Genomic DNA, 18,569 nt, shown 5'->3' on the forward strand with positions numbered 1-18,569 from the left:
TCCTACGCACCAGCGGTGGTCCGGGCGGCCGGTCAGTCGACCGGCCGCCCGTCATTCATTGCTCAGCCGCACGCTCCGGTGACCCACTGGTGGGAGCGGAGCTTCTCCGGAGTGACGAAGGTTCCGCGGGTACCGCGCCGGGTGCACCCAGCGGTGTTGTCGAAGTTGGGCCGTGAGTAATAACGAACACCGGTGAAGCTGGTGTTGGTTCCGTTGTTGCGGACCGATTTGGGGGCGATGGTGTCGGCCCAGGAACAGACCCCCGGGGAGGCCAGCCATTCGACGTCATAGCTCGGCCACTTGCACCTGTCGCCGGTGCCATCGCGCCCGGTGTAGAAACAGATCTCGCCACTGGGGCAGTCATAGGCGGCCAGGAGCTCCTGCTTCTGTGCGTCCCAGACCCGGCCGGTCTGCTCGGCGAACTGCGCCATCTCCGCGTTTGTGGCCTTCTCCTCGATGGGTGCCGCGTTGGCCGGCGCGGACAGCACCAGTACGGTCGCAACGGCGCCCAGAACGGCGATCAACGATTTCCGGAAAGTATTCATGCGCCAGACGCTACGAACCGCGCTCGCCGCGTCACTGCCCGTACTGCGCCCGTACTAGGGCAGCAGTGCGTCCATCTGGCCGATGGAGGCCTTCAGCCCCTCGTCCATGCCCATGCTGATCAGTTGCTCCATCTGCTCACGGGTGTCGAAGACCGACCGCAGCTCCATCCGGGTGCCGCCGTCGTACGGGCTGAAGTTCACCGTGGTGGTGTTCGTCGGCATCGTGTCGACCGGCTTGCCGTCGGCGTCGGCGAACCCGTCGATGAACTCCAGCGACTTGGGCTCGTCCACGGCGGTCATCCGCCACCAGGCGTGGTGCTTGTCGCCCTCGGGGCCGGTCATGTAGTACGTGACCTCGCCGCCCGGTGTCAGGTCGTGGTCGACCACGGTTGCCGGGTACGTCGGCGGGCCCCACCACTGCTCGAGCTTCCGCGGATCGGCCCACAGGTTCCAGACCTGCTCGGTGGTCGCGCTGAACTCCGCCACCAGCGTCAGGGTCAGTGCGTCCAGGTCCTTGTCAACGCTCTTCACGCTCATCGTTCTCGTTCCCTTCGTTCAGGAGATCCGACATCCGGTCCACGCGGGCGCGCCAGACCGCCTCGAGCTGATCGATCGCCGCGCGGGCCTCGCGGACGGCGCCGATCTCGGTCCGCACGAGTTGCTCGCGTCCGCTGCGCTCCTTCGTCACGAGCCCGGCCTGTTCCAGTACGGCGACGTGTTTCTGCACGGCCGCGAAGCTCATCGGGTACTGCTCGGCGAGCCGGGACACGGACGCCTCGCTGACCAGACAGCGGCGCACGATGTCGCGGCGCGTGCTGTCGGACAGCGCGTGCAGCAAGCGGTCGGCGACTTCTTCACGTACAACCATTTGGTTGTACGTTAGTCCGGACGGAAGACCGGGTCAAGGCCAGGGTGATTCAGATCCGTACGACGCCCGCCGGGGTCTCGAACCGGGCGGCGATCAGGCCCGGCTGACCGTTCGGCCCGGCCCACTGCACGTCCAGGTCGTCGAGGAGGTGGTCGGCGGGGTGGCCGATCCAGTCGGTGACGCGGACTGGGTCGCCGGCGATTTCGAGGGCGGTCAGGCGGAGGTCTTTGCCGCCGACGGAGGGGTGCTGGGTGAGGTCGTCCCAGTGGATGAAGAAGGGGAGTTGCGGGTCGGCGATCAGGCCTTTGACGCCGATCTGGCGCCAGGTCAGGTTCACGCCGTCTGGGCGGTGGCGGTTGCCGGGGACGGACTCACGGCCGAGGCGACGTTCCATCCGGACCATGTCGCGGATCGCGACCACCCAGCCGAGCCAGCCGCCGCCGAGTTCCTTGCGGGCGCGGACGGCCTGGCCGAACGGCGCCTTGTCGGAGGCGGGGTGGTCGAGGACATCGACGACCTCGATGTAGCGGTCGTTCTCGAGCGGGAGGATGTAGTTGATCGTCCCGAACCGTGGATGGACACCACCGTCGACGAACTCCGCACCGAGCAGCGCGGACAGCCGTTCGACAGTCGCCAGGCACCCATCGGGGCCGGCTGCGTACGACAGATGATCCAGACGCATGCCAGCATTCTTGCCCCAAATTCCGCCGGTTGGGGCGGAATGGAGTGTCGGTTGCGTGTCGGTCAGCGGGATGCGGGGTGCGGCAGCACCGGGCGGGCCGCCTCGAGACGCTGCCGGCAGAGGTCGGCGAGGACGTCGTACGCCTTCAGACCCATCAGGGTCTGCAGCTCGACCTTGCTCGACTCGAAGACCGCCTCGACCCCGATATGCGCCTCGGTGTTTCCGGTGCAGTACCAGTTCAGGTCGTGGCCGCCGGGGCCCCAGCCGCGGCGGTCGTACTCACCGATGCCGACCTCCGTGTACGTCGTCCCGTCGGGGCGCTCCACCTCGCGGAACGTGCGGCGGATCGGCAGCTGCCAGCAGACGTCGGGCTTGGTCTCGACGAAGTGCACACCCTTCTTCAGGGCCAGGCCGTGCAGTGAGCAGCCGCCCATGCCGCCGTTGAAGCCGGGGCGGTTCAAGAAGATGCAGGCACCCTCCCAGACCCGGGTCTTGCGGTCGCCCTCGTCGTCGGTCTCGACCCAGCCGTTCCGCTTGCCCTCCTTGCGGAACTGCCAGTCCTCCTTGGTCAGCTCCTTCACGTACTCCTTGACGCGGTTCTCGTCCTCGTCGTCGGAGAAGTGCGCGCCGAGCGTGCAGCAACCGTCGTTCGGCCGGCCTTTGTAGATCCCGGCGCAACCACCGCCGAAGATGCAGGTCCAGTTCGACGTCAGCCAGGTCAGGTCGCAGCGGAACACCTGATCCGGATCGTCAGGATCGGTGAACTCCACCCACGCACGCGGAAAATCAAGAGAAACCTCAGGCACCTGTGAAGCGTACGCGCCTGTTGCCGCGAACTGCGAACGGCAACTCCGAAACAACTCCTCCACCTCTGGTCGAGTACTTTGTGAGGTATGCGGCTCGGCGTACTCGACGTAGGTTCCAACACCGTCCACCTGCTCGTGGTGGATGCGCACCGCGGTGCCGCACCGCTGCCGGCGTACTCGCACAAGACCGAGTTACGGCTGGCCGAGCACCTCGACAAGGACGGCCGGATCGCGGACGCGGGCGCCGACGAACTGGTTGCGTTCATCTCCGAGGCCGCCGAGCTGGCCGAGGACAAGGGCTGTGAGTCGGTGATGGCGTTCGCGACCTCCGCGCTGCGGGAGGCACCGAACGGCGAGAAGGTGCTGGCGCGGGTGCGCGCCGAGAGCACGGTCGACCTCCAGGTGCTGAGCGGGGTCGACGAGGCCCGCCTGACCTTCCTCGCCGTACGGCGTTGGTTCGGCTGGTCGTCGGGTCGGCTCGCGGTGTTCGACATCGGCGGTGGTTCGCTCGAGATCGCGGCCGGTTCCGACGAGGAGCCGACGGTCGCGGTGTCGGTGCCGCTCGGCGCCGGCCGGTTGACGCGGGAAGGCGTTCACCAGGATCCGCCGGACAAGGACGAGGTCCGCGCGCTCCGCAAACGGATCCGGATGGAGATGGCCGCGGTCGCGGGCGGCGTACTGCGCGCCGGTAAGCCGCAGCGCGCGGTGGCGACCAGCAAGACCTTCCGGTCGCTGGCCCGGATCTGTGGTGCGGCGCCGTCCGACGACGGGCCGTACGTACCGCGCACACTCAACCGCAACGACCTGGCCGAGTGGACGCCGAAGCTGATCAAGATGTCATCGGCCGAGCGCGCCGCGCTGCCTGGAGTGTCCGCCGGTCGCGCGTCGCAGCTGGTCGCCGGTGCGCTGGTCGCGGACGCCGTGATGGACCTGTTCGACCTGTCCGCACTCGAGGTCTGCCCGTGGGCGCTGCGTGAAGGCGTCATTCTGTCCGAGCTCGACCAGCTGCAGCCCCGGTGAGCCCGATGCCCGGCACCGCTTCCGCCAAGATTGGCCTGTCGACCGCCTCGGTCTACCCCGAGACGACCGCGAGCTGTTTCGAGCTGGCCTCCCGACTCGGGTACGACGGGGTCGAGGTGATGGTCGGGATCGACCCGCTGAGCACCCAGATCGATGCCATCCAGAGGCTGGTCGACTACCACCAGCTGCCGGTGCTGGCGATCCACGCGCCCTGTCTGCTGATCACACAGCGGGTCTGGGGGACCGATCCGTGGGGCAAGCTCGAGCGGTCGGCCGAGGCCGCGAAGGACCTCGGGGCGGACGTCGTCGTCGTACACCCGCCCTTCCGTTGGCAGCGCGACTACGCCCGCGGATTCGTCGACGGGATCGCGCGGCTCGAGGACGAGACCGGCGTGATCTTCGCGGTCGAGAACATGTACCCGTGGCGCGCGCCCGGCAAGGGCCTGCAGGCGTACGCGCCGAGCTGGGACCCGACCGAGCAGACCTACGCGCACACCACGCTCGACCTGTCGCACTCGTCGACGGCCGAGCAGGACTGCGTCGAGCTCGCCGAGACGATGGGCCGCACGCTCAAGCACATCCACCTCACCGACGGCACCGGCTCGGCCAAGGACGAGCACCTGGTGCCCGGCCGCGGGACGCAACGCGCCGCCGACCTGCTCAGCACGCTGGCGAACCAGGACTTCCGTGGGCACATCATCATCGAGATCAACACCCGGCGGGCGACCAGCCGGTCCGAGCGTGAGGTCGACCTGATCGAGTCGCTCGAGTTCACCAAGAAGCACTTCAGCACCGACAAGCAGAGCATCCGCGGCAGCCGCCGGTCCTCCTTCGCGGTCACCCCGGAGGGGGAGATCTCGGAGCTCACTCCGTGACAGCCCGCCGTACGACGGAGGGTCCGGCGGCCCGCTCCGGCCGGCCCGGGCGGCGTCCCGGCGGACCGGACACCCGCGGCGAGATCATCGGCGCGGCCCGCAAGTCCTTTGCGGACAAGGGATTCACGGCCACCTCGATCCGCGCGGTCGCCCGCGAGGCCGGGGTCGACGCAGCGCTGGTGCATCACTATTTCGACAGCAAGGACGAGCTGTTCATCGAGGCGATGTCGCTACCGGTCGACCCGCGCCAGGTCGCGGCCACCGTCATCGACGGCCCGCGGGACGAGATTGGCCGGCGGATCGCGACCGTGTTCCTCGGGGTCTGGGAGTCGCCGGACGGTCAGCAGCGGATGCGGGCGATCTTCCGCAGCATCGCGGGCAGCGACGAGGTCGCGCGGGTGATGCGCGAGGGCATCACCCAGCTCATCCTGCAGCCGGTCTCCAAGGTGCTGGACGTCCCCGACGCTGCACTGCGGGTCAGCCTGGTCGCGACTCAGTTGATCGGGCTGGCGATGGTCCGCTACCTGATCGAGCTGGAACCAGTCGCCTCTGCAGACATACAGACCCTCATAGACCGCCTGGCCCCCGTCCTGCAGCACCATCTCACCGGGTGATCCCGACCGACCGCGAGATCCTCGCGATCCACCGGGACGCGGCGCCGACCCGGGCCGACTTCGAGTCGGTCTACACGCATTGCCAGGCCGTGTGCACGCTGGCCGAGCAGTTCTTCGCTGGTCTGGACATCGACACCGATCTCGTCCGCGCCGGCGCGTTGTTGCATGACCTCGGCGTCTACCGAGTTGACGGTACGGCGTATGTCCGGCACGGCGTCCTCGGCCACGAAACCCTTGCTGGGCTGGGATTCCCGGACACGATCTGCCGGTTCGCGTCCTGCCATACCGGCGTCGGGATCACGCGATCCGACGTACTGAGTCAGCAGTTGCCGATCCCGGTGGCGGACTACGTGCCGCAGACGCGGGAGGAGGAGTTGGTGATGTACGCCGACAAGTTCCACAGCAAGCGGATGCCGCCGGTGTTCGTGAGCGGGGACAGTTACGAGGTGATCGTCAGCCGCTGGGGCGTGGACAAGGCCGCCACCTTCGCGGACCTCCGGCGCCGGTACGGCGACCCGGCGCTCGACGGGTTGAGCGCAGCGACCGGACACGCCGTGGTCTGAGGTCTTGCCAACCGGGCGGTTGTGGTGCGTTAATTCATCACATGTTGAATAACGCGGTGAGTTGCCGTGACGTCGTGGTGGTCCGCGGCGACCGGGAGGTCCTGCACGGGGTGGGATTCGGGCTGCCGACCGGGTCGGTGACCGGGTTGCTGGGCCCGTCGGGGTGTGGGAAGACGACGCTGATCCGCGCGATCGTCGGGTTGCAGGCGCGCGTTTCGGGCGAGGTGTCGGTGCTCGGATCGCCTGCCGGTTCCGCGGGTCTGCGCGGGCGGATCGGGTACGTGACCCAGGAACCCAGCGTGTACGGCGATCTGACGGTGACCGAGAACTTGCGGTTCTTCGCGGCGGTGCTCGGGGTGCGATCGGACGACGTACAACGGGTTATCGACGCAGTGGACCTGCGGTCGCATGCCGACGTACGGGTGGATCGATTGTCGGGCGGGCAGCGGTCGCGGGCGTCGCTGGCGGCCGCGTTGCTGGGATCGCCGGAGTTGCTGGTGCTGGATGAGCCGACGGTGGGGCTGGATCCGGTACTGCGCCGGGATCTATGGGAGCTGTTCCACCGGCTGGCTGCGGACGGGGCGACGCTGCTCGTGTCCAGTCACGTGATGGACGAGGCCGTGCGCTGCGATCGGCTGTTGCTGATGCGGGACGGCGAACTGCTGGCCGACGACACCCCGCAGGCGTTGCTCGACGCGGTCGGAACCGACGATATCGAGCAAGCATTCCTGACCCTGATCGACCGGAAGGCAGGTGCGCGATGAGTCCGCGGGTGACGTTCGCGGTCGCGGCCCGGGTGCTGTCGCAGTTGCGGCGGGACCACCGCACGGTCGCGATGCTGATCGTGATGCCGGCGTTGCTGGTCACGCTGATGTGGTGGATGTTCCACGATTCGCCGACGACCTTCGACCGAGTCGGCGGTCCGCTGCTGGCGGTGTTCCCGTCGATCATCATGTTCATCGTGACCTCGGTCGCGACCCTGCGCGAACGATCGAGCGGCACGCTCTCGCGGTTGTTCACGATGCCGATGGCCAAACTCGACTTCCTGCTCGGCTACGCCGTCGCGTTCGCCGTGATCGCCGTCGTACAGGCCCTCGTCGTGGTCTCGATCGCCTTGTATGCCTTGGATCTGGACATCCAGGGCGCCGCCTGGCAGCTGGGCGTGGTCGCGGTTCTCGACGGTGTCCTCGGTACGGCGCTCGGTCTGTTCGCGAGCGCCTTCGCCGCCACCGAGTTCCAGGCGGTCCAGATGATGCCGGCCGTGATGATCCCGCAACTCCTGCTCTGCGGACTACTGCTCCCGCGGGACCAACTGCCCGACGTACTGCACGCCGTCAGCACGGTCCTGCCCCTCTCGTACGCCGTCGACGCGGTCGTCGGAGTTGCCCGAGGCAACAGTCCGGTCGGCGACATCCTCGTCGTACTGGCGTTCATCGTCGCGGCCCTCGGCCTCGGAGCCGCGACGCTGAAACGCCGTACCGCCTGACTACACGAGCTTCTTCACGACCTTGCCGTCCTTGTCGTAGGCGGTGACGGTGAAGCTCTTCATAGGGGCCTTGGTCGGCCCGGTCTCCCAGCAGTAGGCGAACCAGCCGTCGGTGACCGGGATGTCGAGTTTGGTCTTGTCGTCCATCCGCAACTGGATCCTGGTCACCCCGCCGTTCAGCCGGCCCCAGGCGACCGGGTCGTAGCCACCCTCGGCATTCCCGCCGATGTTGTTGCCGGTCCAGTGCTGGGCGGGCTGGGTCTTGGTCGCCGGGGTGAGGATGTTGCTGTCGTAGCGCAGCTTGTCCAGCACCAGCAAGGTGGTGCCGTTCCGCATGTGGCCACCCTCGATCGAGCGATCGCCGATCTCACAGGCGATGGCCACCCGCCCGCTCGGCGACACCGCGATCACCATCGCCTGCGCGATCTCTCCGTAGCCCTTCTCGATCCGCGACGACCGAGTGGTGGCCTTCACCGACCAGCCCGTCATGTCGACCCAGGCCTGTACCGAGCAGTTGCGCAGCTGGGCGGCGGGGTCCTTCGGCACCCCGTCCTTCTTGACCTGGTCGAGGAGCGCCTGGGTCGGCTTGTCGCCGCCGGGGACGATACAGGTCAGCATTCGCTGACCGACCTCGGGTTTGGGGGTCAGTGCCTGCCCGGAGAAAGGCCCGTCGTACGGCGTCGACAGTTTGATCTTGGGATCGTTGAACTTCACGCCGCACCGGCGGTTCGCCTCGGCCGCCGTGAGCCGCTGACCCACCGATGCCTCGCCCCGCGGAACGCCGGGGACCGCCTCGAACCAGACTTCCTTCTTCTGCTCGCCCGCCACCGGCGGTTCACCGGCCTGGCTGTTCCCGGGCAAGAGTGTCGCCGCAAGCGCGATCGCGGCCACGCCGGCGATGGATCCGCCGACGGTCAGGTAGCGACGGCGTCGTACACCGCGCTGGCCGCGAGTCAGTACGGCGGTGGTGTCGAACGGGGCAAGCGGTTCGGCGTCGGCGAGGCGGTGGAGTTCGGCGCTGACTTCTGGGTCGTTGTACATGGGGTTCTCCTTCACAGCGCCGGGCTCGGTCGCCGGGTCATGGCTTGGCGGAGCGTGTCGAGGCCGCGCGACGCCTGGCTCTTGACGGTGCCTTCGGAGCAGCCGAGTACCTCGGCGGTCTGTTCGACCGACAGGTCCTCGTAGTACCGAAGGACCACGCAGGCGCGTTGTCGTGGCGCGAGGGTGCGCAGCGCGTCGAGGACCTCGTCGCGTCTCGCATGTCCCGCGGTGAAGTCCTCGCTCGCCGGCCGATCCGGTACGTCGGCGATCGTCACCTCACGCCGCCACGGTCGCCGACCGCCGTCGTACGCGGCGTTGACGACCATCCGGCGCGCATAGGCGAACGGATTGCCGACCCGGTGGATCTTCGGCCAGTGCAGGTACAGCCGGTACAGCGCGTCCTGCACGATGTCGTCGGCCTTGTCCCGATCCCCACTGATCAGGTACGCCGTTCTTCGCAGCGACGGATTGGCCGTCTCCACGAACTCCACAAACGCCTGGTCCCGCTCGCTCATCCGTGCCCTCCCGCTCTCAGGTCCCCCTCAAGACGGAAGGGCCGTTCTCCCGGGTTGCATGCGTCAGAGTTTTGGTTTGCCCGGCTGGTAGACCCAGGCCTGGAAGAACGCGTCGAGGTCGCGATGGGTCTGCCGCTCGACGAAGCGGATGAACGTCTCGGTCGTGACGTTGCTGTGCCGATGGGTGGTCGGCCACTGCTTGAGCAGCCGGAAGAAGGCGCGGTCGCCGATCTTCAGCCGCAGGGCGTGCAGGGTCATCGCGCCGCGCGTGTAGACGAGGTCGTCGAAAATGTGGTCGCGGCCCGGGTCGGCGACCTTGCCGCTCCAGTCCCGATCTTCGGCGTACGCCTCGTCGAAGGTCTTCTGGGCGGGAACGCCGTTGAACTTCTCCTGGTACAGCCACTCCGAGTAGGTCGCGAAACCTTCGTTGAGCCAGATATCCGACCAGCGCGCCGGAGTGAGGCTGTCGCCGAACCACTGGTGACCGAGCTCATGGGCAAGCAGCCCACCACTGACGTTGCTGCTGCGCTGGTCATACACCGGCCGACTCTGCGTCTCGAGCGCGTAATGAACGCCGACATCAGCCATGATCCCGCCGGTCCAGTCGAACGGGTACCGCCCGTATAGCGACGACTCCCACTGGACGATCTGCGCGGTAGTCCGGTTGAAGAGTTGACCCTGACCGGCCTTGGTGTCGATCGACTTGCCGATCGCCGTGATGTTCTCCAGGCCGTCACTCGTCCGGGTGCGGGTGACGTTGTAGTTCCCGATCGCGATCATGCCCAGCTCACTGGCCATCGGCTTGTTCATGTGCCACCGGAACGTCGTCTTACCGCCGTGCTTGGTCGTCGGACCGGGTTCCCCATTGGCCAGCACGGTCAGCCCGGTCGGCACCGTGACCGTCTGGCTGTACGTCGCCTTGTCAGCCGTCGTGTCATTCACCGGGTAATAGGTCGCCGCACCAATCGGCTGGTTGAGCGCCACCGCGCCGTCCTTCGTAGCTGCCCACCCCGAGATCCCCAACGCCGGATCATCAATCTTCTGCGGCACCCCCGCATACGAAACCGACACCACAAACCTGCTCCCACGCCACAACCCACGCGCCGGAGTAATCACCAACTCCTGCGCCCCACTCCGGCTGAACGAAGCGACCCGCCCGTTAACCGTCAACCTGCTGATCTTCAACGACCCCAGGAAATCCAGATTGAACCGCGAAAGATTCTGCGTCGCCTTCGCCACGATCGTCGTCGTCGCATCAATCGCCTTGCTCTTCGGATCAAACCCGAGCCTGATGTCGTAATGGCTGACGTCGTATCCCCCGTTCCCCATATCCGGGAAGTAGGAGTCCCCAGCCCCACTCGCCCCCGGCGAAAACACCGGCGCAGCATTCGCCGTCAGATTCGACGCCCCCACCAACCCCAACGCCAACACGACCGACACAAACCCGCGACGAAGCCCCACAAGTCCTCCTGTGTTCCCGAATAGCGGCCCTCCGCAGACTAAGCCAGCCGCAGTCCCCGGACCCCAACCCCATCACAACTGCACCGCACCCACCGCCCCCACGCTCACCCGTTGCCCCAACGCACGATTGTGATGGCCCTGGAGTCCGCATCCCCCCGGCGGCGCTCCCCAGTGCCACTTGGGGAGCGCTGCCCCACCGACACACCCCGAAAACGACGGCGAGAACTCCCCAGCTCCCGCGACGCTCGACCCGGCGTCCCCAGCTCGGTGGTTATCCCCTCAGTCGGGGGGTTGCCCATCGAGAAACTCAGTGGCCAACCCCCCAACTCGATGGGCAACCCCGAAGACCTCCGGCCGAGGCGGACCGGTCTCCGGACGTTCGGACGCTGGGGAAGTCAAGGGGACGCCGCTGTCGAACCCCCTCCCCAAACCGGATCGGGGTGGATCCGCGACGGATTCGGGCGGTGGATGCTCCCCAGATCCCTTCGTGAGGGGAGGCAGTTCTCCCCGAACCGGTTTGGGGAGGAAGCTGGGCCGCTCAGGGCGAACATCCACCCCAACCTCCAGCAACGGTCACTGCCAGGCGACGGAACCTCAACATCCCCAGCCACAGCCCGGCAACCCCAGCCAACGCGAAGCCGCGGTCACCGGACCTCGCCATCCACCCCAGCCACCGCGGCGCCCAGCCACGCTGTCTTTCAGATCGGCCGGAAGCGGTGATCAGCCACAGCGCACGTCCCCGGCCGAGAATCTTTCGGCCTGCACCCCCACTCGACCGCCAAAGGCGGCCGACAAAGCAAGAGGGCGAGCCGAGCAGATGGCTGAGCCGGATGGCGAGGTCGGCGACCGCGGTTCCACGCTGCTTGGGGCTGACGGGCTGGGGCTGAGGTGAGTGATGCCCGAGCTGCGTTATCCGCGGGATTTTGGGGACTCGGTGACGAAAACCCATCGGATAACGCACCCGAGCAGCCCCGGGGAGTCGAGATCGCGGGCGGAAGTCACCTTGAGCACCCATCAACCACGCGAGCCCCGCCGAAACGGTTGAACCGTGCTCAAGGCCGGCCGGCCGACTCACCTTGAGCACCCGTCAACCACCGTTCGGCCGCGCACGTGGTTGAACCGTGCTCAACGTCGTACCGGATCAGCTAGCGAGCCCTCACCGACCGGCGGTTCCCACCTCATGGGCGAACCCACCCACGCGCCCGCCACTCCCCAAACCGGTTCGGGGAGCGCCACCACCACGCTGCGCGCGACCGGGGAGCGGTACCTGCCGATTCGGTGGGGTAGCGCTCCCCAGCGGCGCCGTACAGCACCGCTGTTGACGCCAACGCCGAACCGCTTGACCCAACGGGCTTTGGGGCTAGCCCGAGAGGTGGGAGACGTTGTCCCAGGCTGGGTCTTGGGTGGTGGTGACGGCGACTTTGCCGTGGGTCCAGCCTGGGGTGGCGGCTTCGAGTTGGGCGGCGGCGGGGGTGGTGCCGTCGGTGTAGTAGTGCAGAAGGCGGGTGCCGGCGGAGGTTTCGTGGGCCAGCAGGTTGCCGGAACCGCCGAGGCGGGCAGTCAAGTGATCCTCGAAGGCCCGGAGTTCGTCGAGCATGTCCGACTCGGGCAGACCGTCTTCGCGGACCACCGGATACCCGACGGAGATCTCGACATGAGTGTCGAGGTGCGGCCGCCGGATCGACCGCAGCGGGTACTCGGCAGTCGCGATCAACCGCTGCCCGTTCCGCGTACCTTCGAGCATCTTCCACGCGGGACTACCGTCCTCAAGCGTGTGCTCAGCCGCGAACCCCGCAACAGCGGGCAGCAGAGTATCGATCGGCCGAGCATCCACCGGCCGCCGATCGAGCGTGTCGATAGCACCGATCCACGTCTCCACCATCTCCTCACCCAGCACGAGATCGAGGATCAGGAACGTGACCCGCTGCCGAACCTCCACCGGCAGCTCAGGAAACGCCGGGTGAAACACCCCGACATGAATCGCCGACGCATCCGGATCGACTTCAACGACAGCCTGCTCAATCGGTACGGCGGGCAGTCCCTCGAACTGGATCGTGCTGATCGGCCCCGGTCGGCGCAGGTCGGCGTACTCCCACAGCTCGCCGGAGACCGGCGCGGAGCGGAGCCAGCGACGGGCAGTTGCACGGCGGCTCGGGTTCCCGGCGGCGGTGACGATGAGGGCGTGTTCGGCGTGCAGTCCCGGGCCTAGCTCCCAGTCGAGCTCGGGGTGGACGCGGTTCACCCACTCGCTCAGGGTCGCGCCGATCGCGGCGGGTTCCTTGCGGGCGATCGCGTCGGCGACGAGGGTCGCACCGGTCGAGGTCCACCAGGTCCAGAACGCGCCGATCGGGTCGGCCTCCACGACGGCCGTCTTGCGACGCTTGAAGATGGGCATACGTCCCATCCTCCCTCGCCAGAGGTGCGGATACGTTCCGTGACCAAACCAGTACCCCACTGGTGTGGTCCCGGCCACACGATTATGGAGCGTCTGGTTCAGGCGCGTAACCTGCAGACACCACTGGCATATGGGGCCGGGTGGCTTGAGGAGGAGAACAGAAGTGCTTCGGCGAGTCCTGCTGGGCATGTCCCGCAGCCCCCAGATCAAGAAGGCCGTCTCGGCCATGCCCGTCTCCAGTGGCATCGTGGCCAGGTTCGTGGCCGGCGAGACCGCTCCGGAGGCCGTGCTGGCCACCGAGAAGCTGGTCAGCAACGGCCTGAATGTCACGCTCGACCACCTCGGTGAGGACGTCACCGACGTCGCCGCCGCGACGGCCACCGCCGACGCGTACCTCGAGCTGCTCCGCAAGCTCTCCGAGGCCGGCCTGACCAAGAACGCCGAGGTGTCGGTCAAGCTGTCCGCGGTCGGCCAGGCGCTGGGCACCGACGGCGAGAAGATCGCCCTCGAGAACGCCCGGACGATCTGCCATGCCGCCCGCAACGCCGGGACCACGGTGACGCTGGACATGGAGGACCACACCACCACCGACTCCACGCTGGGCATCCTGCGCGAGCTGCGCCAGGACTTCCCGGAGACCGGTGCGGTGCTGCAGGCCTACCTTCGTCGTACCGAGGCCGACTGCCGCGACCTCGCGCATGCCGGTTCTCGGGTCCGCCTCTGCAAGGGCGCCTACAAGGAGCCCGAGTCGGTCGCCTTCCAGGACAAGCGCCAGGTCGACAAGGCGTATGTCCGCGCGCTGAAGATCCTGATGAACGGCACCGGCTACCCGATGATCGCCTCGCACGACCCGCGGCTGATCGCGATCGCCGGCTCGCTCGCCGACCGCGCCAACCGCCAGCCGGGCACCTTCGAGTACCAGATGCTGTTCGGCATCCGCCCCGAGGAGCAGCTCCGGCTGGCCGGCCTCGGCCACACCATGCGGGTCTACATCCCGTACGGCGAGGACTGGTACGGCTACCTGGTTCGCCGCCTGGCCGAGCGCCCGGCCAACCTGCAGTTCTTCGCGCGCTCCCTGATCAGCAAGAAGTAGGGATCAGCAAGGCGACCCGTACTCGGTGCCGTACCAACGGCTGAAGTCACTCATGTTGCGGACCAAGTCGCCCTTCAGCTCGTACAGCCGGAACCGCACGCACTTGCCTTCTTCGTGGTTGTAGTTGCAGGTTCCCCAGCCGTCGGCCGACGGCAGGGCCTGGCAGTACCGGTCCTTGCCGTAGTTGGTCTGCACGTGGACCACGGCTGCCCAGCCGTTGGTCCAGCCGTCGAACACCCACTGGACGTCGCCGACCCACTGGAAGCAGGTGGAGCCGATGTTTGTCCCGGCGAACCGGCAGTTGTCGTAGTTGGGCGGGCCGGCCGCCTTCGTGGCCTTGTCCGGGGTCAACCAGGGCGGGTCCGCGGCGGCGGCCGGACTGACGGTGCTGCCGAGCAGCAGCAGCGCGGCGGCAACAGCGGTGAGGGTACGGCGAAGTCGCATGGGCGTTCCTTTACAGGGGCGGAGAGGGACGGATAGGACATCCTATGTCCTGTTCCGTGGACAAATGATCGGAGCGCGTGGCGGATCGTCAGTACTGTGTGGGCATGACTGACCAGGTGGCCATTCTCGGGGCCGGTGTGATGGGCGAGACGTTGTTGTCGGGGCTGATCCGGGCCGGGCGACGACCGGAGCAGTTGCTGATCACCGAGCGACGGGCTGAGCGTGCTGCCGAGCTGCGCGAGCGGTACGGCGTGGATGTCCTGTCCAATCTGGATGCCGCCGCGAAGGCGGACACCCTGGTGCTCGTGGTGAAGCCGCAGGACATGCCGGAGTTGCTGGCCGAGATCGCTCCCGTGGTGAAGCCCGAGCAGACCGTGGTGTCGCTGGCCGCGGGTATTTCCACCAGCTTCATCGAGTCGCGGCTGCCCGAAGGTGTCGCGGTCGTCCGGGTCATGCCGAACACGCCGGCCCTCGTCGACGAGGGCATGGCGGCCATCTCCCGCGGTGTGCACTGCGACGAGAGCCACCTCGCGCTGGCCGAGGGACTGCTGTCCGCGACCGGCCGGGTGATCCGGGTGCCGGAGAAGCAGCAGGATGCGGTGACCGCGATCTCCGGGTCGGGTCCGGCTTACATCTTCTTCGTGGTCGAGTCGATGATCGAGGCCGGTGTCCACATGGGGCTCCCGCGCACCACGGCGACCGACCTCGTCGTACAGACGCTCTTCGGTTCGGCGAAGCTGCTGCGGGAGACCGGTGAGCACCCGACTGTGCTGCGGGAGCGCGTGACGTCACCGGGCGGTACGACGGCGGCCGCGGTCCGTGAGTTGGAGGACCACAAGGTCCGGGCCGCGTTCCTGTCTGCGATCGAGGCGGCCCGCAACCGCTCGCGGGATCTCGCCGCCGAATAACACCTCTAGTGAGGCTGGCGTTACGCTGACGCCCATGGGTAATCGTTCGGAGCAGCAGAGCCCCGAGCAGCTGAGCCCTGCCCCGGAGCCGGTGGCCGAGCTGCCGGCCTTGCCGTGGCGGGTCCCGCTGGATCCCGCGCCGTGGTGGGCTTGGGCGTTGTTCGTGACGCCGTTCATCGCGGTCCCGGCGCTGAACTCGTGGCTCTGGATGGGCGCTCGCGACATCCTCGCGGTGTTCCTGCTGACCATCATCGGCGCCTCGGTGGTCCGGATCGCCGGCGGCGTCGTGCTCTACCGGGTGATGCTGACCCCGACCGCCCTCAAGGCCCGCACGAGCATGCTGATCCGCAGTCTGCGGTGGCAGGACGTGGACAAGATCGAGGTCGGCGACGACAACGTCGTACTGACTCGTGGCAAGGACGAGAACGAGATCAACGGCATCCCGGTCGACCGCACCGCCGAGGTCGCCGCCGTGATGGAGGCCCTGCGCCGCCAGGCCGCCGGCCGCCCGGCCCGCCGCGCCACTCCGCGTCCCGGCATCGGCGCCCTGCTCGTCCTGCTCTACCTGGTGCTCTCCATCGGCTCTTTCCTGATGCGCTGGCACCTGGTCTGACGACCGACATAGGGTCGAGGCCATGGACTTTTCCTTTTGGCCGAACGCCGGTCGCACCTGGACCGAGATTCTCGAAGGTGCCGAGTACGCCGAACGCACCGGCTGGCACGGGGTGTGGATCGCCGACCACTTCATGAAGAACGACAACGACCTGTCGGTGCCGGTGAACGAGGCGTTCGCGCTGCTCGCCGGTCTCGCAGTCCGCACCGAGCGGGTGCGGATCGGCTCGATGGTGCTCGGCAACACCTACCGGCATCCGGCCGTCGCCGCCAACGCGGCCGCGACGATCGACCAGATGAGTAACGGCCGGTTCGTGTACGGCATCGGCGCCGGCTGGCAGGTGAACGAGCATGAGGTCTACGGCATCGAGCTACCGCCGACCAAGGAGTTGCTGGCCCGTTTCGAAGAGGCCTGCCAGGTGCTGAAGGGCCTGCTCACCGAGGAGCGGACGACCTTCGACGGCAAGTACTACCAGCTCACCGGCGCTCCGCTCGAGCCGAAGCCGGCCAAGCTGCCGGTGCTGATCGGCGCAGCCGGCGAGAAGGTTGCCTTGGGCATCGTTGCCAAGTACGCCGATGAGTGGAACCACTGGGGTCGCCCAGAACTCGCCGCCCATAAGGGGAAAGTCTTCGCCGAGCATTGCGAGCGCATCGGCCGCGACCCGAAGACTGTTCGCCGCTCCGCCCAGACCTTCCTCGAGGTGATCGCCCCGGGCGACATCGAGGCGGTCGCGCGCAAGGAGAACTTCGAGTCCCGCGGTCTGCACGTGATCATGGGATCGGCCCAGGAGGTCCTCGACGTCGTCGCCCAGTACCCCGACGCAGGCATCGACGAGGTCCTCGTTCCGGACCACTGGTTCGGATCCGGGGCCAAGCGCTTCGAAACCCTCGAACGCCTGCGCGAAGAGGTCTTCGCCAAGATCTAGAGCGTCAAGGTGGCCAACACAGGCCAGTGATCGCTGGGCAGCCGTCCACCGGGACGGAAGTGCGAGACGGCTGCCTCGGTCACAGTCCACCCAGGGCTGATCAGGATGTGGTCGATCCGTTCGTCGTCCTCGGCGCCGGTGAAGTCATGCCAGCTGCCACCAGCATCAGCGGGTACGGCGTACCGCAGCCCGGCGTCCGTCAGCGCCTTCAGCGGCGGCGAGTCCGGGGTCGCGTTCAGGTCGCCCATCACGATCCACGGCAGGTCGCCGGTGGTCCACTTCGCGACCAGTCGCGACGACTGCAGTTGCGCGACCTCGCCCGCGTGGTCGTAATGCGTGTTCAGTACGCCGATCGTCGTACCGCTGCGGTGTCGCAGCCACACCAGCGTGGCCACGCGAGTCAGATGCGCATCCCAGCCGACCGATCCCGGCGTACCGGGGTCGTCGGACAGCCAGCGGGTCTCGGACCGCTCGATCCGCCAGTCACCGGGCCGGACCAGCACGGACGAGTGCTCGCCGGCACTCATCCCGTCGTCCCGCCCGGCGCCGACGATCTCGTACTTCGGGAACCGGAACCGCAGGTAGTCGAGCTGGTCGGGCAGCACCTCTTGCAGCCCGACCACGTCGGCGTCCAGGAGTTCGATCGCCGCCACGGCCGCAGCTCGCCGCTTCGGCCAGGCGTTGTCGCCGTCCGGGGCGGAGGAGTTGCGGAGGTTGAAGGTGGCGGCCCTGATCTTCATGGCATTGATCCTGCCAAACCCATGGCTACGGTCGCCGCCCGGAGTCGCGGAGTGCTCGCTTCCAGCGCCCGGTCCCGTCCTTCAGCCAGCAGCCCATCGATCGCGCCAGGATCGGTCGCCAGCCGCGCGTACTCCTTCTGCAGCGGCTCGATGACGGCCAGTACGGCGTCGGCGACATCCCGCTTGAGCTCGCCGTACGACGAGTAGGCAGCGGCCAGCTGGATGGGATCACCGTCCGTACACGCGGCCAGGATCTCCAGCAGGTTGGTCACCCCGGGCTTCTCGGACTCGTCGTGGCGGATCTCGTTGTCGGAGTCCGTGACGGCCCGCATCACCTGGCGCCGGATCACGTCCGGCGGGTCGAGCAGCCGGATCGTCCCGACCGCATCGTCGGAGTCGGACTTGCTCATCTTGGCGGTCGGGTTGGCCAGGTCCTTGATCCGCGTGGCCAGCGCCGCCTTGTGCAACTCCGGTACGACGAACGTCTCGCCGTACTCGCGGTTGAACCGGATCGCGATGTCCCGGGCCAGCTCGACGTGCTGATCCTGATCACCGCCGACCGGGACCCGCTGGGCGCCGTACAGGAGGATGTCGGCGGCCATCAGGCACGGGTAGGTGAACAGCGACGCCCGGGTCATCGGCCGGCCGCCCTTCTGTTTGTACTGGATCATCCGGGACAGCTCGCCGACGTACGAGGTGCACTCGAGCAGATACGCGAGCTGGGCGTGCGTCGAGACGTCGGACTGGACGAAGACCGCCCCGGGCGGGATCCCGGCGGCGAGCATCAGCGTCGCGCACTCGCGGGTGAGGGTGGCGAGCCGCCGTGGATCGTGCTTCGTGGTCATCGCGTGCAGGTTGGCGACGAAGTAGAACCCGTCGGGGTCGGTGAACCGCCGCAGCGCGCCGAGGTGGTTGCCCAGGGTCAGGCGGCCGGACGGGGTGATGCCGGAGAGCGAAGTCATGTCAGTACCTTTC

General features: G+C 67.6%; 22 protein-coding genes. 10 read left to right on the forward strand and 12 right to left on the reverse strand.

Annotated features, from left to right (window positions below; translation table 11 throughout):
* Positions 1-62: 62 nt before the first annotated feature.
* The 5 genes from ACFTSF_RS34065 to ACFTSF_RS34085 all read right to left on the reverse strand — a co-directional run bounded on the left by ACFTSF_RS34065 (position 63) and on the right by ACFTSF_RS34085 (position 2,901).
* Positions 63-545: a peptidase inhibitor family I36 protein gene (locus ACFTSF_RS34065; RefSeq protein WP_380158785.1), complete on the reverse strand. Its 483-nt coding sequence runs from the start codon at positions 543-545 to the stop codon at positions 63-65.
* Between the two features lie 54 nt (positions 546-599).
* Positions 600-1,076, reverse strand: coding sequence for an SRPBCC domain-containing protein (locus tag ACFTSF_RS34070; RefSeq protein WP_380158787.1), 477 nt, complete (start codon positions 1,074-1,076; stop codon positions 600-602).
* Positions 1,063-1,413, reverse strand: coding sequence for an ArsR/SmtB family transcription factor (locus ACFTSF_RS34075; RefSeq protein WP_380158789.1), 351 nt, complete (start codon positions 1,411-1,413; stop codon positions 1,063-1,065). Before ACFTSF_RS34075 ends, ACFTSF_RS34070 begins: the two co-directional genes overlap by 14 nt.
* Positions 1,414-1,462: 49 nt before the next feature.
* The gene (locus ACFTSF_RS34080; protein ID WP_380158791.1) at positions 1,463-2,095 is read right to left on the reverse strand and encodes a VOC family protein; all 633 of its coding nucleotides are present in this window, start codon (positions 2,093-2,095) and stop codon (positions 1,463-1,465) included.
* A 62-nt stretch (positions 2,096-2,157) separates the two neighbouring features.
* Positions 2,158-2,901, reverse strand: coding sequence for a hypothetical protein (locus ACFTSF_RS34085; protein ID WP_380158793.1), 744 nt, complete (start codon positions 2,899-2,901; stop codon positions 2,158-2,160).
* Positions 2,902-2,988: 87 nt separating this feature from the next.
* Here ACFTSF_RS34085 and ACFTSF_RS34090 point away from each other — a divergent pair, with 87 nt between their 5' ends.
* The 6 genes from ACFTSF_RS34090 to ACFTSF_RS34115 are packed head-to-tail and all read left to right on the forward strand — an operon-like array spanning position 2,989 to position 7,459.
* On the forward strand, positions 2,989-3,921 hold the full coding sequence (locus ACFTSF_RS34090) for a Ppx/GppA phosphatase family protein (protein WP_344150067.1): 933 nt from the start codon (positions 2,989-2,991) through the stop codon (positions 3,919-3,921).
* Between the two features lie 5 nt (positions 3,922-3,926).
* Entirely contained in the window at positions 3,927-4,796 is an 870-nt protein-coding gene (locus ACFTSF_RS34095) for a sugar phosphate isomerase/epimerase family protein (RefSeq protein WP_344150069.1), read from the forward strand.
* Positions 4,793-5,410, forward strand: coding sequence for a TetR family transcriptional regulator (locus ACFTSF_RS34100; protein WP_380158796.1), 618 nt, complete (start codon positions 4,793-4,795; stop codon positions 5,408-5,410). The genes ACFTSF_RS34095 and ACFTSF_RS34100 overlap by 4 nt, the downstream gene beginning before the upstream one ends.
* A complete protein-coding gene (locus ACFTSF_RS34105; RefSeq protein ID WP_380158798.1) occupies positions 5,407-5,973 on the forward strand; it encodes an HD domain-containing protein in 567 nt (188 codons plus the stop codon). Before ACFTSF_RS34100 ends, ACFTSF_RS34105 begins: the two co-directional genes overlap by 4 nt.
* 41 nt (positions 5,974-6,014) lie before the next feature.
* A complete protein-coding gene (locus ACFTSF_RS34110; RefSeq protein WP_380158800.1) occupies positions 6,015-6,737 on the forward strand; it encodes an ABC transporter ATP-binding protein in 723 nt (240 codons plus the stop codon).
* Complete coding sequence (locus ACFTSF_RS34115) at positions 6,734-7,459, forward strand: ABC transporter permease (RefSeq protein WP_380158802.1); 726 nt, start codon at positions 6,734-6,736, stop codon at positions 7,457-7,459. The genes ACFTSF_RS34110 and ACFTSF_RS34115 overlap by 4 nt, the downstream gene beginning before the upstream one ends.
* On the opposite strand, the gene ACFTSF_RS34120 is transcribed toward ACFTSF_RS34115, so the two are convergent.
* The 4 genes from ACFTSF_RS34120 to ACFTSF_RS34135 form a co-directional block, all read right to left on the reverse strand.
* Positions 7,460-8,500: a hypothetical protein gene (locus ACFTSF_RS34120; protein ID WP_344150077.1), complete on the reverse strand. Its 1,041-nt coding sequence runs from the start codon at positions 8,498-8,500 to the stop codon at positions 7,460-7,462.
* 11 nt (positions 8,501-8,511) lie between these two features.
* Positions 8,512-9,015 carry a SigE family RNA polymerase sigma factor gene (locus tag ACFTSF_RS34125; RefSeq protein ID WP_344150079.1) on the reverse strand — a complete coding sequence of 168 codons (504 nt, stop codon included), beginning with the start codon at positions 9,013-9,015 and terminating at the stop codon, positions 8,512-8,514.
* Between the two features lie 63 nt (positions 9,016-9,078).
* Entirely contained in the window at positions 9,079-10,476 is a 1,398-nt protein-coding gene (locus ACFTSF_RS34130) for a M1 family metallopeptidase (RefSeq protein WP_380158804.1), read from the reverse strand.
* A 1,360-nt stretch (positions 10,477-11,836) separates the two neighbouring features.
* Entirely contained in the window at positions 11,837-12,871 is a 1,035-nt protein-coding gene (locus ACFTSF_RS34135; protein ID WP_380158806.1) for a DUF695 domain-containing protein, read from the reverse strand.
* A 163-nt stretch (positions 12,872-13,034) separates the two neighbouring features.
* On the opposite strand from ACFTSF_RS34135, the gene ACFTSF_RS34140 reads away from it, so the two are divergent.
* On the forward strand, positions 13,035-13,964 hold the full coding sequence (locus ACFTSF_RS34140; RefSeq protein WP_344150085.1) for a proline dehydrogenase family protein: 930 nt from the start codon (positions 13,035-13,037) through the stop codon (positions 13,962-13,964).
* A 3-nt stretch (positions 13,965-13,967) separates the two neighbouring features.
* Here the strand turns inward: ACFTSF_RS34140 and ACFTSF_RS34145 are convergent, their stop codons facing one another.
* On the reverse strand, positions 13,968-14,408 hold the full coding sequence (locus ACFTSF_RS34145; protein ID WP_344150087.1) for a hypothetical protein: 441 nt from the start codon (positions 14,406-14,408) through the stop codon (positions 13,968-13,970).
* 104 nt (positions 14,409-14,512) lie between these two features.
* Between ACFTSF_RS34145 and proC the strand changes: the two genes are divergently transcribed.
* The 3 genes from proC to ACFTSF_RS34160 are packed head-to-tail and all read left to right on the forward strand — an operon-like array spanning position 14,513 to position 16,854.
* Positions 14,513-15,316: a pyrroline-5-carboxylate reductase gene (proC, locus tag ACFTSF_RS34150; protein ID WP_344150089.1), complete on the forward strand. Its 804-nt coding sequence runs from the start codon at positions 14,513-14,515 to the stop codon at positions 15,314-15,316.
* A 34-nt stretch (positions 15,317-15,350) separates the two neighbouring features.
* Positions 15,351-15,929, forward strand: a complete 579-nt coding sequence (locus ACFTSF_RS34155; protein WP_344150091.1) for a hypothetical protein — start codon at positions 15,351-15,353, stop codon at positions 15,927-15,929.
* Positions 15,930-15,951: 22 nt separating this feature from the next.
* Positions 15,952-16,854, forward strand: a complete 903-nt coding sequence (locus tag ACFTSF_RS34160) for a TIGR03560 family F420-dependent LLM class oxidoreductase (RefSeq protein ID WP_380158810.1) — start codon at positions 15,952-15,954, stop codon at positions 16,852-16,854.
* Here ACFTSF_RS34160 and ACFTSF_RS34165 read toward each other — a convergent pair.
* Together ACFTSF_RS34165 and trpS are read right to left on the reverse strand one after the other, a co-directional pair.
* Positions 16,851-17,594 (reverse strand): endonuclease/exonuclease/phosphatase family protein, encoded by a 744-nt coding sequence (locus ACFTSF_RS34165; RefSeq protein ID WP_380158812.1) that lies wholly within the window; start codon positions 17,592-17,594, stop codon positions 16,851-16,853. The two genes, ACFTSF_RS34160 and ACFTSF_RS34165, sit on opposite strands and share 4 nt — an antisense overlap.
* Positions 17,591-18,556, reverse strand: coding sequence for a tryptophan--tRNA ligase (gene trpS / locus ACFTSF_RS34170; protein WP_380158814.1), 966 nt, complete (start codon positions 18,554-18,556; stop codon positions 17,591-17,593). The genes ACFTSF_RS34165 and trpS overlap by 4 nt, the downstream gene beginning before the upstream one ends.
* Positions 18,557-18,569 lie beyond the last annotated feature (13 nt).

This window comes from Kribbella sp. NPDC056951 (assembly GCF_042674205.1).
Taxonomy (GTDB): Bacteria; Actinomycetota; Actinomycetes; order Propionibacteriales; family Kribbellaceae; genus Kribbella; species Kribbella yunnanensis.